The organism is Photobacterium malacitanum (genome assembly GCF_900185615.1).
GTDB lineage: Bacteria > Pseudomonadota > Gammaproteobacteria > Enterobacterales > Vibrionaceae > Photobacterium > Photobacterium malacitanum.
Window position 1 is genome coordinate 658,292 of record NZ_FYAK01000002.1, and the last position, 16,058, is coordinate 674,349.

The following is a 16,058-nucleotide window of genomic DNA, read 5'->3' on the forward strand; positions in this document are numbered from 1 at the left end:
GTAAGGAACTTACTGCGGCTTCATTTTTTATCGTACTTGTTACCGAGTTAGTACTTATAGCGCAACAAAAATACCCGCTAATGTTGCACTCATTAAGTTAGCTAATGTCGCACCAATAACCGCTTTAAGGCCCAATCGAGCAACATCACTACGACGCTCTGGTGCCATTACACCAATTGAACCAATTTGAATCGCAATTGAGCCAATATTGGCAAAGCCACATAACGCAAACGTAATAATTACTTGGGTATGTGCTGATAAGGTCTGCTTAACCGATGCAAAATCCATAAAAGCGACAAATTCATTAAGGATCAATTTCTCACCAATAAAGGTACCTGCAGCCATCATTTCATTGGCAGGCACACCAACAACAAACGCTAATGGTGAAAAAATATAGCCCAGAATAAGTTGCATGCTCAGCGGTGTTGTTGCAAACCATTGTGATACCGTATCCATACCAACTGTAGCGGTTAGATTGGCTAAACCGTGACCTACTTGCTCAAGACCTGCATTTGCCATTGCTATCACACTCACAAATGCAATTAACATTGTACCGATAGCAACCGAGACTTTCATACCGTTCATTGCACCAGCAGCTAAAGCATCAATCGCATTACTGTGCTCACTGGTTGCCATTTCAATCTCAACTTGCTCTTCTGGCGTTTCTTGCTCAGGTACTAAAATTTTAGCCATTAGCAAACCACCAGGTGCAGCCATGAAACTCGCGGCAATCAAAAACTTCAGTTCAACCCCTAGCCCAGCATAACCACCAAGCACAGAGCCAGCAACAGATGCCATACCACATGTCATTACCACAAAAAGTTCTGAACGAGTCATTTTAGCTAAGAAAGGACGAATAAGTAGCGGAGACTCACCTTGTGACAGAAAGATATTTCCCGTTGCCACCAATGACTCTGCTCGGCTAGTGCCTAATAGCTTTTGAATACCACCACCAAGAACTTTAATTACCCACTGCATAACACCGAAATAGTACAGCAACGAAATTAACGCACTAATAAAAATCACTAGCGGCAGTACGCGAATTGCAAACACAAAGCCGCTTTTTTCAATATTGGCTAGGTCACCAAAAACAAAATTAATGCCCACATCGGCAAAGCTCAATAAACCAGCAACACCATCACTCATTGCACCAAGCATTTTCTGCCCTAGCGGAATATATAATACTAACGCGGCGAAACTTGCTTGTAACACTAATGCACCAATGACTGTACGCCAATTGATCGCTTTACGGTTATCTGATAGTAAAATCGCGCATAAAACCAGTATTGCTATACCGGCCAAACTAATTAACAACTGCATTATTTCGTCCTGTTGTATTCATAAATGGGTGTCGAATAATGAAGGTATTGAATGTATTGCAGCATCGAAGGAACATTTGCTGAAGGTTCAACAAAAGATGGGGATTACGTGAATATACGTAAACAACGAAAAGAGTGTTCGTCCAATGGTACAACATACAAGTCACCTAAATTAACAAGCTATAATTAACGCCGGTCCAACTCCGTGGGTCGTTCACATATCCTAGTGACAGCTTGTAATAAGGTGGCTGAACGTAATTGTTCTGGCCGAGGCGAGAGTATATAGAGATATTGGTCACATTAAAAATTTAGCATAGTGTTTTTTTACATTTATACATAAATAGCATAAATAATACGCAAAATAGTGCGCCTTATTGATATTTAGCCAACTTACATGTACAAAAAAGCCTAGTTACCTCTATTAATAACTAGGCTTTACTAATTAACATGCCACCAGCAAATAGTGCCATTTTATCTGCACATCACTGTGCGTTATTTTGTTAGGGCGTTATTTAACCACTCATCAAAAGCAGTTTTTGGCATAGCACCATTTAGCATGTCGATCATTTTACCACCTTTAAATACCATGATGGTTGGAATACTACGAATACGGTATTGACCTGCGAGTGCTTGTTGCGCTTCGGTATCAATTTTAACAAAACGCGCTGCGCCATTACGCTCAGTTGCAACATCAGCAAATACTGGTGCAAAACCAACACATGGGCTACACCAAGGGGCCCAGAAATCAACGACGACCGGTTTATCACCATTTATTAAACTAGCGAAGTTATCAGTAGTACCTTCAATCGGCATACCATCAAGTAATTTTTCTTTGCAAGAGCCACATGTCGCTTCGTCATTAATACGGTCAAGAGGTAAACGGTTCAATGCTTTACAATGTGGGCAACGCGTTGTCATGGTTGTCATAATGAATGTCCAGATCTTATTTTTAAATTAATTACAACTAATCTATCCCGCTAATCATAAAAACAAAAGCAGTTTTAACTGATTAATCTGATAGGAAAAATCTATCGACCTTGCTTCACAAACACGTCTATATATCACTGCTATATTGACCATTTTTATTTTTGTTGAGCACGCTATCATGACCACAATCATTAAAAACGGATCAAAAAAGCGCCCTTTCTTGATCCAAGAAAATAATTCCAATTGTTGATACTTATTACGTTAATGGCTGAGTAACTGCTGCTGTATCCACCTTCTGACAAGACCAACCAAACCCTGTTAACTTGGTCACAAACTGTTGTGCTTGGGCTTCGCAATAACCGATCTCATGTTTAGCATGCCATAAGATTTGACTGCCACTTGGCTTAGTATATTTAACCTCACAGGGCACCTTAGTATTAGGTTGGCTGTATATCACCTCGACAGTACGTTCGCTATGCCCTTTTTTACATACATATTGATCTTGAGCGTATGCCTGAAAAGAAAAAACAGTAACCATTAATAATAATAAAACCTTCATAATATCCTCAGAGTAATCGCTATCAAATTAAGTGTAGGTGGCTTTTAAACAAGCCACATAACTGCTTGCATCATCAACCCTAACATTTGTATGATGTATGCACGATTAACATAATAATAGAATATTCCAATGACCAACCCTATCTCTGTACCAATTAAACGTGTCCGTCGTATGCGCCGTAGCGCTAATATGCGTGATCTTGTGCGTGAACATGAATTTAAATTGGCTGATCTTATTCACCCGATCTTCATTGAAGAAAACTTAACTGAAGCGGTGCCTATTAGCACCATGCCGGGCATTTCACGTATTCCAGAAACTATGCTGGCTGATGAAATACATGCACTTTATAAATTGGGTGTACGTTATGTAATGCCATTTGGTATTTCACATACTAAAGATGAAATCGGTAGTGACACATGGAACGATAACGGTTTATTAGCACGTATGGTTAAAACCATCAAAGCTGCTTGTCCTGACATGATGGTGATCCCCGATATTTGCTTTTGCGAATACACGACTCATGGTCATTGCGGTGTCTACCATGATGAGCATGTATTAAACGATGAAACGCTTGAGTTATTAGTTAGACAAAGCGTTACAGCGGCAAAAGCGGGGGCTGATATGTTAGCGCCGTCAGCAATGATGGATGGTCAAGTTAAAGCCATTCGTGAAGGATTAGATGCCGCAGGTTTTGAACATGTGGCGATCCTTGCTCATGCAGTAAAATTTGCCTCTGCCTTCTATGGCCCTTTCCGCACCGCAGTTGACTGTGAATTAAGCGGCGATCGCAAAGCCTACCAAATGGATTGTGCTAACGGTCGTCAAGCCTTAGTAGAGGCTTTACTTGATGAGGAAGAAGGTGCAGATATTCTGATGGTAAAACCAGGTACACCTTACCTTGATGTGGTTGCCAATCTTCGTCGTAAAACCAACCTACCTGTGGCGGTTTATCAAGTCGGTGGCGAATATGCAGGGATCAAGTTTGCTGCATTAGCGGGCGCACTTGATGAAAAGCGCGTTGTGTATGAAACCTTAACCGGATTTAAACGCGCTGGTGCAGATCTTATTGTGAGCTACTACACCAAGCAAGTGGCAGAATGGTTAGCACAAGATAAAGCATAATTATCGCTATAATATCATCCCGTTTTTAAGCATCATTGTTGCAATAGCAATGATGCTTAATTACAAATAAATTCAACCTTTAGTCATTATCATGATGTTCGTCGTACAGTTTTAGTCGCTTCCCTAATCGAAAAAAATACCATATAAAACCACACCACAATAATGTTCAGTTATATACTGTAATTCTTTAAAAGTAAGAGTCATTTATATGTCTAATGTCGTGCAGTTATCTGCGTTTAATAACAAGAAAAATACTCCAGCTTCACAAGCTGCATCTCCAAAAGCATTGAGAGAACAAGCAGCATCGAAACAACAAAATCAGTGTTACTTTTGCGGTTTACGTAAAGACACCAACGATCTCAACTGGCTTAATCAGATTGGTTTTAAGCAAAAGACACATGTTGTCTGCAACAGCTGTAGTGCTGATGCTAAATCGCGTTCAATGGATGAACTACGCATAATTCTGGCGCTAAAGGCGATGGATTTTAGAACTGTTAAGCTCAAACAATACCTTGAATTAACAGAAAAAGGCATTCAAATAGACGGTGTGCGTAACTATAAATTTTATTTTGAAACAATTAAATGATCACAAATAACGGGTATCGCTAAACAAAACATGATGCGCTACCCTACTTACAACATAATTAACAATACGGTTGCTATTTGATAGCTAAATATATGTTATGGCTTTTCACCACTAAGTTTTAATGACACTCGCCAAAACTTAGGAATAATATTATTAAAAATAGTCACATCACACCAAGTAAGAGCACGATTAATTGATAAAAAAAGCGGTTTTATTCTAGATTTTTCACTCAATATACTTCGAATCGGAGTCATCAACCCTTGATCTATTATTGGTGATAAAAAACCTTCGGTAATGATCTTTGGTGCTTTAAAACCCTGTAATAATTGTTCTGCATCTTGTTGATTAAAATCATGCACATCAATATTGGCATGATCCCAACGCATTTGCTGCTGACGCTGATTAAAAAAGTAACGTCGTAAATTATTAATCCATACTAGTGGGGCTTTAATAATATCTATCAATTGTCCACCATGTGTTGTCGGCTCACCAATAATAATAAACTCACCACCGGGTTTTAAAATACGTAATACTTCCTGCATAAAGATTATCGGATTCGGAAGATGATGCAGAAAGGCACAACCGACGACCAAATCAACACTGTTATCATCAAAAGGCAATGTGGTCATATCTGAGGTAATGGTTTTAATCGTTGTTTTCATTTTACGGGCATTTTGATGCGCTACATCTAAACTACGCTCACTGATATCAACCGCTATTACCTGCCTATACCAATTAGTCGCTGCAAGCTTAACGGCTAAATTACCCGTTCCTGAAGCCACATCAACAACGGTTCCGCCTTTAGGTAGTGTATGCCCTAATACCGACTCTAGCTCTTTGATCGTCTGTTGTTGTGACTCATAATCATACTTTGCTCCCATACGAGAATCATAATTATATGCCTCTTCTTGATCGTGAAAGTGTTTGTTTAACTTATGAATATAATCTGCATCAATGTTTTGTCGCATGTTCAACTTCCTCTAATAAAACAAGCCAAGCAGCATATGACATCGTTATATGTTAATTATTAATATAGTTTGAAAGTACGATTTAGAAGGTAAGAACTCGCTTATAAATAATAAATACGAATATTTGAAGATAAAAGAGCTAACAACAATATAATTAGAAGCAAAAATATAGCCACCAATAACCATATTTATGCTTCTATAATTGTTATAGCAATAGAGGGCATGCTAATAATAAAAGGGGTTAATAATCCAATAATTACTCAGCTGCGTGATCATTTACCGCGTAGCAAGACCAGCCAAAACCAGCCAATTTTTCAGTAAATTGCTGTGCTTTCGTTTCGCAATAACCTACTTTATGCTTAGCGCTCCATAAAATTTCACTGTGATTATTTTTTGTATATTTAACTTCACACAAAGTATTACTGTTTGGTGCATGATAAATAACTTCAACATCACGCTCGACATGATCTTTAGTACACACATATTTTGCTTGGGCATATGTTTGAAAAGAAAGAACAGCAAGCACTAAAAGTAGAACGTGTTTCATGGTAAATCCAGAATAGAAAATTTGACGCTAATCTTACTCTTTTTCTCTACTCCTAACATTCAGCTTTGTGTCAAATTTATCCCTAAAAATCCCATTCACAACAACTGTATTCACCTTATAAATAACAACAACTTAACACATACACTCGGCACTATTAAACCTACTAATAAAACACCTTAAATTTTACGAAGCTATATAAACTCGATCGCAGATAGACAGTAGATTCCCTATCGCCCTCACGGGTACTCAATAACCGCAAACAAAAATTCTTATCAAATTGTTGTTTAAAAAAAGAACGAGATGTTAACTAAGTCGAATATTTTACATTTAGTCATAAAAAATATAATTCCTATTTGGAATTTAAACCATGATGAAATATCAACATCCATGGCAGTGAGTAAATATATTGACTCAGAATATTGATTAATTGTTTTTTTATTTATCTGATTATTTTATTAATAACTATGAAAGAATATTTTCACCCTTCCACAATGCTATTAAGGTATTGTTTTTTAAGTAACTATAATTATTAATAACCATAATAAATTTGTTAGAATTATTCCGAGACCTTTACTTCTAATAATTATGAAAAATTACCTAAGTTATTCACCTGTTTTATTTTCAGCACTTTACTTTTCGTGCTATGCCAATATTTCATTAGCATCTGAAATTGATGATTTAATGTCGATGGATTTAGATGAACTCACAACACAAAGCGTAACAGTGACCACAGCAGCCAAAAAAGAGCAACCCTTAAACGATGTACCTGCTGCGGTATATGTGATCACCAATGAACAAATTAAGCGCAGTGGTGTTCGCTCTATTGCAGAGGCCTTAGCATTAGCCCCTGGTGTGCAGGTCACTAAGATCAGTGAGTTTAACTGGCAAATATCACTGCGAGGTTTAAACGAAACCCTGTTTAATAAACTTTTAGTGATGGTGGATGGACGCAGTGTATTTAGCCCTTTAATGTCAGGTACCTTTTGGCACACGATTGACACCATTTTAGAAGATATTGATCGTATTGAAATTTTACGTGGTTCTGCAGGGACGATGTGGGGAGGCAATGCCACTAATGGTGTTATTAATATCATCACTAAAAATAGTAATGAAACCCTCGGTCAGTTTTTTGAAGTCGACGCGGGTGAATATAACTATAAAAAAGCCAGTTATCGTAACGGTTTTCAAATTAATGATATGACGACAGCAAGGTTATCGATAAAAGGTGTTCAATCTGATTATTACTCGTTTAATGATGATGAGTGGAATAATTATAATATTGACTTTCGTACGGATTATATCGAAGACGATCGCTTCGTAACGTGGCAAGTCGGTGGCTATCATACTAAATCTCAACATTCTGACTGGTATCGTTACTACGTTTTAGAGCAGCCTATTTACTCGAATTATCCAATGAGTGCAGTGATTGGTTATCAAACACAATTAAAAGATTTCTCTCGCGGTTTTTATAGTAACTTAAATTTGGGAAAAACGGTTGCTGATACTCACTATGAAGCAACATTATGGGTTGATAGTAATTCAAGAACAGAGCCAACTGCTAATGGTGAATACGACACCTTTAATGCTGATGCGTTAATAATAAAGCAAGTCAATCAATATAATGAACTGACATTAGGTTTAGGTACGCGCTTTACTAAAGTAAAAGTACCACAATCAAAAGAATACTTTTACGCTGATATGAATCCATACCAGCGTACAAGTAAGCAACAGACGCAACGAGAGCAAATTTATAATGCGTACTCACAACTAGAAACCCAACTAACGAATAAATTAACCTCAAGTTTAGGGGTTAAAGTCGAGCATTTTACGCGCAATAATACCACTGAATTACAGCCTCAAGCTCGATTGTTATACCGTGTATCTAATAATCATCAATTATGGGCTGGCGTTGGTCGAGCTGTTGTCACCCCTTCTGCGGTTGACTCAACAACAGATATATATGGATTAGGCGCAGTGGTTGCCCCATTTCCTAACTGTGATGTTACAAATCCAAACTGTTATACCCAATACCCAATGTTGGCGTTGACAACAGGCAATTTGGATATGAAGAATGAATCCGTTATAACATGGGATGTGGGCTATCGTGGTAAAATTTCAGACACATTTTCGATTGATACAACGATTTTCTTTAGTCAATATAAAAACCTACGCATGTTAGATAATGGACAATGGCTGTGCCGTTATGGCGTCTGTTCTGACGGTTCAGTGGAGCCTGGACAAATTGCTATTCATGAATTTAATTATGTTGATGCGTTAGATGCCCAGAGCTACGGTGCTGAGTTAGCCTTTTTCTGGCAACCAACCCATAAATTACATTTTAATGCATCATACAGTTATATAGATACACAGGCTCAATGTGATTCTATATATGCATCATGCAATAGCTATGATAGTGGCGGATACAAAGGGTTATATGATCACCAACCAAACCATTACGTTTCGTTACAAATGATGTGGACAATTAACGCTCAATGGCAAATTGACAGCTGGCTAAAACATAAAGGTTCGGTGTCATCGCCAATTGATTTTTATAACGTGCCCGAGATCACGACAATGGATATGCGTGTTGCGTGGCAATACAATCACGCTTGGCCTCTTGTCGAGTTTGTTGTTGATGGTTTAGGTAGTTCAACCTACCAAGATTTACCCAATAAGGCACCAATAGAGGAAACTGCGTTTTTACGTTTATCATGGACCAGATTGTAATGAGGCAGAATGCAAACTAGCGATTGTCCCACGAGTAAATTAACATCGAAATTATTGGTAGGTCTTATTAATAAGCCCTACCATTTTTGCCGCCTGTATTTTATATATGCCGTCGTTAGCTTGACGATTTGTATTCACGCTACAACCAATAAAGCGCATGCTGATAACATTGCTGACTATGAAATATCTGCGGTCTATATTTACCGTTTTTCTCAGTTTGTGACCTGGCCTCAACAAAATAACAAGTTAACATTTTGTACATTAGGTACAGATAATATCGCCTTAACGTTAAGTCGCTTACTCAAGGGCCAAAATAATAAAATTGTTACATTAACCAATATAAGCCAACTCGCTCAGTGCCAAATCGCCTATTTTTCTCGCCAGAAAGCAATTGGCTTATCTCAAATCCCTATTGAAAAAGGAGTATTAACCATAGGTACGGGTGACTCCTTTTTAGATAAAGGCGGAATGATTGAATTACGTTCAGTCAATAATAAAATACGTCCGGTTATTGCTTTATCAAGCATAAAAAAATCAGAAATAACGATAAGTTCGAAACTATTGAAAATAGCGATATTACCTTCAGTAAACACTCCACAACAGGGAGGGGAACATCATGCGAAATAATTGGATGCATTCTCTTTCTCTTAATCAGCGCCTATATTTGCCGTTGGTGTTCTTTGTTGTTGTACTTTTTATCGTCTTTCAAACGTTAAGCTCTTATCAATATATCGAGAGCGAAAAACAGAATTTAGTTAATCGGATCAATATTTTAAGTACAGGCATAGGTGCCAATTTAACCGCAGCTATTCAATTTGATGATGCAATTACAGGCCAAGAGATCTTATCTGCATTTTCTGCTGATCCTATGCTTGTTTCTGTTTCTGTATTAACGGCGGCTGACACTGTTTTCGCTAACTTTAACAATACAGATAAATTGCATACTTCAACCAATAATGCTGAAGAATTAACGCTAACAAAGCAAGGTCATGTTTTTAGCAAGCAACATTTATATATGCTAGTACCCATTTATATGGATGAAACAGAACTCGCAAAGATGAGGATTGTCGTATCATTAGATGGATTACACGCATTAAAATGGTCGCAACTAGAAATTAGTCTCTACTTATTAGTAATTTTAGTTTTATTAAGTAGCTTTGTTATTCATCGCTTACGGCATTGGATGATTAGCCCTATTCGTCAACTGAATGATGCGATGATTAATGTTATTCATTTTAATCAAACTGAAATGGTGCAGCAGCAATCAAATTCAAAAGATGAATTTAGTAAGTTGATTAATTATTTTAATACCATGATTATTAAGCTAAATCAGCGAGAATCTAAAATAAAGCATACTATTGTTCAGTTAGAATATGAGAAAGCGTTTGCTGATGATGTGATCAGTACAGTGCAACATGCATTATTAGTGGTTGATCATGCAGGCCATATTATTTTAGCCAATGATAGCTGCTCAAAATTATTTCACGATTCTCCACAAGCACTGTTATCTAAGCATATTTGTGATGTGATTAACCCGTCAGATCCTGAACTTTTTCAACAATCTCTACAAAATGCATTACTTGGTAAGAAACAGTTTAATCATGAGCTGATCAAAGCAGTAAACGCAAATGGAACAGCAATATACCAACTGGTGAGCCATCCGTTATCACATAAGCATCAAACGCTATTTGCGCTTGAAGATGTCACAGAAAAGAGCCTCGCTGAACGACAGCAACACTTAGCAGCAAAGATATTTGATAATAGCCGTGAAGCGATCTTATTACTTAATAGCCATGGTCATATAGAAATGGTAAACCGAGCATTTTGTCGTTTAATCGGGCAAGAAAGTGCTACGATTATTGGTAAATATTATCGTTCAGTATTGACTGACACTGACGATTTGCCGATGAAAAAAGACATTTTAATGGCCTTAGCGTTAGATCAGCAATGGCAAGGTGAATGCTTGTTTTATAATCGCAACAAGAAAGTCTCAACACCATTACATTTAAAAATTAATAAAATTATTGATAACGAAACCAATGACAGCCAAATTGTAGTGCTTGCTTCTGATATTAGCTCTGTAAAAGAAGCCCAGCGTTTAGCCTATATCGCTCAGCATGATACTTTAACACACTTACCTAATCGTGAGTTTTTACACCACTATTTAGTAGAAAAACTCGCATTACCACGTACTTATGTTATGGCTGTCTTATTTATTGATTTAGATGGCTTTAAATTTGTAAATGATTCTTATGGGCACGAAGTTGGTGATCATGTTCTGCAAATAGTTGCCAAGAAATTAATGCAAAGCGTACGCCAAAACGATATTGTGACACGCTTAGCTGGCGATGAATTTGTTGCGGTATTAAATCCAGTAAAAAACCGTGAGCCTATTATTAATATTGGCGAGCGTATTATCGCTAGCATTTCTCAGCCCATTCATATTAAAGAACACATTATCCATGTCGGTGCCAGTATTGGTTATTATTATATTGAACCAGAAGATGTTACTGGTATTGATAACGTATTGCATTGTGCAGATATGGCAATGTATCAATCCAAGATGCAAGGTAAAGGGTGTATTACAGAGTTTAACCCAGTTGAAGAGGTTGAATGTGTGTAATTACCGTTGAGAGTAACAATCATCCGCCCTGACAATAGCGTTAATGATTATCTGTTTTCTAAAAAGAAAGTTATGGCTAGCCTATGTTTATAAAGCAGACGACATATAGGATAGCCATATCTTTATTGATGCTTTTGTTAACTGTAGCTTAGGATCGGAAGCACCTCAGCGCTTTCATTATCGAGCATACTTAATACGCTCTCATAACCATATTTGGGCTGCCAACCGAGTTCTTGTTGTGCCAGCGTTGAATCATAAACCCGATCAAGTGATTGAGGTAAACGCCAACCTCGATTCGCAAAGCTTTCAGCAAGCTCTGGAGCAAACTCTCGTATAATATCATCAGCGTTTTGATACAGCCTGTCACAATTTGTTTTGCTAAACGGCGTTTGCCCAGAAATGATATAGCGTCTAAATCCCGGTAAACGTTTTTCTATAGCACAAGCATGAGCACTGGCAACATCTCGAGCATCAATACCACGAGTTAAACGATAAACAGCCATTACGTTTACTGGCTCTGGAAAACAGCGAGACATTTGCAGAACAGTGACAGGTAAATTGAACACGTTTGAGATGTTTTCAAGTATCTGTTCAGCCTCAATCTTTGATTTGTGGTAAATCGTTTTAGGGCTTGGCGTTACTGTTTCATTAACCCAACCCGCGACTCCCGCTGGCGTTGATGCAAAACCATAAAGGGCTGTCGTGCTCGTGAACACAAAATGTTTAATGCCCTTTTTTACCCCCAGTAAGGCTAATTGCTCGGTTGCTTTTATATTAATGTCTTCAAACTCATTGTCAGATACCAGTCCTACATGAGGGGCATGCAGAGCCGCGGTATGAATAATAACCTCGACACCTTCTAAAGCTTTAGTCAATAAAGCTGTATCACGAATATCCCCGACATAATCAGCGGTTGAACATGGCGTTCTATCTATTCCAACAACTTGATGTTTTTTCATTAGATTGATGTAGATTGCACGACCAACTCTACCCGCTGTGCCTGTAATTAAAATTTTCAACTTGACTGCCTATTTGAATACACGAAACCATTTTAAAGCGAATGAACATAGGACAGCCATATCTTTATTTTAAAAATTCAACCCACGGTGAGTAGATTCTCTATCTTTTGTTTTAAGATGTGATACAGACTCAGTCCCATACTCGTCATCTCGGAAGTGAGGCACGAACTATCCGTGATCTACTCAACGCGTGATCGAGCCTTAAAGACGCCAGTGAAACACGTTAAATTTTCAGGAAAACATAAATTCAACAACGCGCGGCTAGTAGATTCCCTATCGCCCTCGCGGGCATTCACTGTAGGGAATGACGGTAATCAGCACCGACAATAGCGTTAATTACTATCTGTTTTCTAAAGAGAAAGTTATGGGTGTCCTATGTTTTTACGAGGACATGAGAAAAAACAACTTCAACTGATCCAATATGCCTCTATGTTAGCAGGGCAACTGACGTTGCCCCCACAGCAAAAAATTGTCCGTTTAACGGCACAACCCTTTTGCCCCTGCTGCCAACATGTCATGCAATTAGCGGGGATTTTTCGACCCAGATAAAAACGTAAAATAATAAGGATAATGGCATTAACGCGTAATAATTAAAGAGGATTTCATTATAAATCAAAGTATTAAAATTATTGGTTCACGCCAAGGATAACGCTCGACTTCTTTTCAGTATCACCTTTCATGACATTCCCAATATTTACTTATATAAAGCCGCTCGGGCTTGTCCAACACTTCGAATAGGTGTCGGCTGCGCGACACATATCCTTATTTGTTAGGTTAATTTTGAGTTGCAGTTGAAAGCAAAGCTCCTGCACTAATAAAGACACCGCCAGTTAATCTATTAAATAACTTGGCTCGACCATTTTTATAGATCCAAGAAGACGACTTAGAGCCTAAGTAAGCATATAAACAAAGCCAAGACAACTCAAACACCAAAAATGTAACTGAAAAAACAATATATTGATGCATTAATGAGACAGAAGAATCAATGAATTGTGGAAATAAGGCAGTGAAAAACACAATGGCTTTCGGGTTGCTAGCCCCAACAACAAATCCACTTAAATAATGCTTATAAAAACTCTGATATGATAAAGAACGATCACTCGATATTTCATAAGATTGCTGTCGGGCAATAATTGACTTTACACCTAGATAAATAAGGTAAGCAGCGCCACTCCATTTAATAAAATTAAAAGCAACTTCTGATGATGCAATTACAACACCTAACCCAACAAATGAAAGTGTTAAAATACAAAAAATAGCACTTAAACTTCCCAAGGCTGTATATATGCCAGCCTTAAAACCAGAGCAAACACCTTTCGTCATACATAATAAAGAACTTGGTCCCGGTGATGCAGTTAAAACGAAAACAGCCAAAACATAATAAAACCATATATCTAACGTCATTAAACCTCCTTGTTAATATGTTCACTACTATAACATAATATAAACCTAACAACTTATTATATTAACAACTTGCCCGAATTTGTTCTTTGAACATACGCCCGTATTTATCTCTTAACAATATAAAAAACTTTATAAATCAGATGCATTTTTACTTATGGAACCCGATAGTAATCACAAAATCGGGCGCTTTCCTCAAAATATAAAACATAGGATAGCCATATTTTTACTTTAAATATTCAACCTGCGGCAAGTAGATTCCCTATCGCCCTCGCGGGCATTCACTGTAGGGAATGACGGTGGTTGTTTGGGGGGATTTAAACCAGAAAAAGGGACACCGCGATCGGCATCCCTATGGTGAGTTCAGAGTGCGAGCTATAACAGTAAACGTATCGCTCGCGTTAATCATGTAACGGCTGTTAGATTGGCTCTGACTATAATTTACGTCTAACATTTGTTGCGTTGTAATGCGGTTAACAAATAACTGATACATGCATCTTGCCTCTAATGGCTAATGCCCTGATTCACTCCATACTTAATGCAATAAACCTAACTCTCTAGCTTCGGCAAGGGTTAACCCACTTGCTTGAATATCGCGTAGCATCTCAATGCGTCGTCTTGCAGCACCTTGCTGCTTCTTGCTATCTGCGATGTTGGTCGCCGACTCGTCTTTGTGTTCCCACTTAGATGAAACGGAAGAAATTTCTGAATAATCGATAGAGTTAATAGACACAATACCCTCCTAAAGAAACCTGTGTCGACATGTAGTACTTAGTATCAAAGGTTTTTCATTGAAAAAAGCACATAACAACAAGTTTGTGAGCAACGCCATGTTCGTAATAAAATTACAAAAAAAGACTAGTCATTGATCTTTTTTTTGCGTAGTTTTAATCGTTCATGCCCTACAAATAAAGCATGCTTGAACGCAAATAATAATCGCCTCAATGTCGCTTTTTTGCCTCATGCATTTTGATGCTTTACTCGTTATCACTCACCATTTCGTTGTCATCTCGCGTTAATAAAATTAGAAGTAAAAAATATTAATGATATAACTCATTAGAACACTTCATAGTTTCACTATTAACAACAGATTAGGTATCATTTTACAGCCTAAAATGTGAAACTTTACATTACGCAAATTTACCTATAGCTCGCTATCTAAAAAGCGTACCGTTACAAGATAGCTTTAATTAAGGTCTACTATTATGAATGCAATGTTATCTGAACGCGCTCAACCAGGTGCTTTATCAAACCCAAATACTTTTGCTGAATACCTCACTTTTGTTTTTAAAGCTGATGTAAATGCTGAAGCGGTGAGCGATGCTTTTGCCAAAATTCAGATCATTGAAAAATCTATTGGTCAAAAAGATTCAACCGCAGACCTTAGCTTTACTGTTGCTGTATCTCGTCAAGGTTGGTCAACCGCATTCCCAACAGTCGCTGCACCCGCTTTACTGGAAGATTTTAAAGCCATGGTTGATGGCGAACGCCAATTCCCAAGTACTGCTGGTGATGTTTTCATTATGATTAAATCTGAACGTATGGATTTAAACTACCAAGCGGCTAAATATTTAGCATTAGCTTTTGCTGACGTTGCTACTTTAATTGAAGATATTCAAGGTTTTAAATACCTTGATAGCCGCGACATGATTGATTTTGTTGATGGCACAGAAAACCCGAAAAATGAAGCGCGTATGAAAGCAGTATTGGTTGCTGATGATATTGAGATCCACCAAGGTGGTAGCTACTTAACTGTTCAACGTTACATTGACCGTCAAGGTCTATGGGACAAGCAATCAACTGAATATCAAGAGCAAGTGATTGGTCGTACTAAACTTGATGACATTGAGTTTGAGGATGATGTCAAACCAGTTTGGGCTCATACGAATAAGAGTAAAGTGGTTGTTGAAGAAAAAGAAATCAAAATGCTGCGTCAAAACCGTCCTTACGGTAATGCGATGGAACATGGCACCATGTTTATCGGTTTAACCGCTTCGCCTGTTACGATGAGCACATCGTTGCAACAGATGGTTTTTGCCGATAGCGACGGTCATTATGATCGCCTACTTGATTTTGTAGAAGCGAAAACAGGTACTAACTACTTTATCATTTCACAAACATTACTTGATAGTTTTGCAGATTAATCTTATTTAGTTATCAATCACTTTACAGCCCATTGATGGCTCTCATCAATGGGCTGATTATATTGTAGCGCCGATAAAAACCACAATAACGACCCACCTCGTCTAATAAGCAAATC

At 37.8% G+C, this 16,058-nt stretch carries 14 protein-coding genes and 1 pseudogene; 7 read left to right on the forward strand and 8 right to left on the reverse strand.

What is annotated here, in order from left to right; all coding sequences use genetic code 11:
* Window positions 1-54 precede the first annotated feature (54 nt).
* The 3 genes from PMAL9190_RS08140 to PMAL9190_RS08150 form a co-directional block, all read right to left on the reverse strand.
* Window positions 55-1,320 carry a NupC/NupG family nucleoside CNT transporter gene (locus tag PMAL9190_RS08140; protein WP_087844704.1) on the reverse strand — a complete coding sequence of 422 codons (1,266 nt, stop codon included), beginning with the start codon at window positions 1,318-1,320 and terminating at the stop codon, window positions 55-57.
* A 491-nt stretch (window positions 1,321-1,811) separates the two neighbouring features.
* A complete protein-coding gene (trxC, locus tag PMAL9190_RS08145; RefSeq protein WP_087844705.1) occupies window positions 1,812-2,246 on the reverse strand; it encodes a thioredoxin TrxC in 435 nt (144 codons plus the stop codon).
* Between the two features lie 256 nt (window positions 2,247-2,502).
* Window positions 2,503-2,805, reverse strand: a complete 303-nt coding sequence (locus PMAL9190_RS08150; RefSeq protein WP_087844706.1) for a hypothetical protein — start codon at window positions 2,803-2,805, stop codon at window positions 2,503-2,505.
* A gap of 129 nt (window positions 2,806-2,934) precedes the next feature.
* On the opposite strand from PMAL9190_RS08150, the gene hemB reads away from it, so the two are divergent.
* Both hemB and PMAL9190_RS08160 read left to right on the forward strand, forming a co-directional pair.
* On the forward strand, window positions 2,935-3,927 hold the full coding sequence (hemB, locus tag PMAL9190_RS08155) for a porphobilinogen synthase (protein ID WP_087844707.1): 993 nt from the start codon (window positions 2,935-2,937) through the stop codon (window positions 3,925-3,927).
* A 208-nt stretch (window positions 3,928-4,135) separates the two neighbouring features.
* Entirely contained in the window at window positions 4,136-4,513 is a 378-nt protein-coding gene (locus PMAL9190_RS08160) for a hypothetical protein (RefSeq protein WP_087844708.1), read from the forward strand.
* A 95-nt stretch (window positions 4,514-4,608) separates the two neighbouring features.
* Here the strand turns inward: PMAL9190_RS08160 and PMAL9190_RS08165 are convergent, their stop codons facing one another.
* On the reverse strand, window positions 4,609-5,481 hold the full coding sequence (locus PMAL9190_RS08165; protein WP_087844709.1) for a class I SAM-dependent methyltransferase: 873 nt from the start codon (window positions 5,479-5,481) through the stop codon (window positions 4,609-4,611).
* 256 nt (window positions 5,482-5,737) lie between these two features.
* On the reverse strand, window positions 5,738-6,028 hold the full coding sequence (locus tag PMAL9190_RS08170) for a hypothetical protein (protein ID WP_087844710.1): 291 nt from the start codon (window positions 6,026-6,028) through the stop codon (window positions 5,738-5,740).
* A 585-nt stretch (window positions 6,029-6,613) separates the two neighbouring features.
* On the opposite strand from PMAL9190_RS08170, the gene PMAL9190_RS08175 reads away from it, so the two are divergent.
* From PMAL9190_RS08175 to PMAL9190_RS08185, 3 genes are read left to right on the forward strand one after another with little or no spacing between them, the layout of a single operon-like run.
* Window positions 6,614-8,755 carry a TonB-dependent receptor plug domain-containing protein gene (locus tag PMAL9190_RS08175; RefSeq protein ID WP_087844711.1) on the forward strand — a complete coding sequence of 714 codons (2,142 nt, stop codon included), beginning with the start codon at window positions 6,614-6,616 and terminating at the stop codon, window positions 8,753-8,755.
* Window positions 8,756-8,764: 9 nt separating this feature from the next.
* Window positions 8,765-9,382 carry a YfiR family protein gene (locus PMAL9190_RS08180; RefSeq protein ID WP_087844712.1) on the forward strand — a complete coding sequence of 206 codons (618 nt, stop codon included), beginning with the start codon at window positions 8,765-8,767 and terminating at the stop codon, window positions 9,380-9,382.
* A complete protein-coding gene (locus tag PMAL9190_RS08185) occupies window positions 9,372-11,378 on the forward strand; it encodes a diguanylate cyclase domain-containing protein (protein ID WP_087844713.1) in 2,007 nt (668 codons plus the stop codon). The genes PMAL9190_RS08180 and PMAL9190_RS08185 overlap by 11 nt, the downstream gene beginning before the upstream one ends.
* A 137-nt stretch (window positions 11,379-11,515) precedes the next feature.
* Here the strand turns inward: PMAL9190_RS08185 and PMAL9190_RS08190 are convergent, their stop codons facing one another.
* On the reverse strand, window positions 11,516-12,397 hold the full coding sequence (locus PMAL9190_RS08190) for an NAD-dependent epimerase/dehydratase family protein (RefSeq protein ID WP_087844714.1): 882 nt from the start codon (window positions 12,395-12,397) through the stop codon (window positions 11,516-11,518).
* Between the two features lie 381 nt (window positions 12,398-12,778).
* Between PMAL9190_RS08190 and PMAL9190_RS20540 the strand changes: the two are divergent.
* Window positions 12,779-12,946: pseudogene (locus tag PMAL9190_RS20540) on the forward strand (IS91 family transposase); the annotation flags it as partial.
* 225 nt (window positions 12,947-13,171) lie between these two features.
* Here the strand turns inward: PMAL9190_RS20540 and PMAL9190_RS08195 are convergent.
* On the reverse strand, window positions 13,172-13,801 hold the full coding sequence (locus tag PMAL9190_RS08195) for a LysE family translocator (RefSeq protein ID WP_087844715.1): 630 nt from the start codon (window positions 13,799-13,801) through the stop codon (window positions 13,172-13,174).
* A gap of 532 nt (window positions 13,802-14,333) precedes the next feature.
* On the reverse strand, window positions 14,334-14,531 hold the full coding sequence (locus PMAL9190_RS08200) for a hypothetical protein (RefSeq protein WP_087844716.1): 198 nt from the start codon (window positions 14,529-14,531) through the stop codon (window positions 14,334-14,336).
* 472 nt (window positions 14,532-15,003) lie between these two features.
* Between PMAL9190_RS08200 and PMAL9190_RS08205 the strand changes: the two genes are divergently transcribed.
* Complete coding sequence (locus PMAL9190_RS08205; RefSeq protein ID WP_087844717.1) at window positions 15,004-15,942, forward strand: Dyp-type peroxidase; 939 nt, start codon at window positions 15,004-15,006, stop codon at window positions 15,940-15,942.
* Window positions 15,943-16,058: the final 116 nt, after the last annotated feature.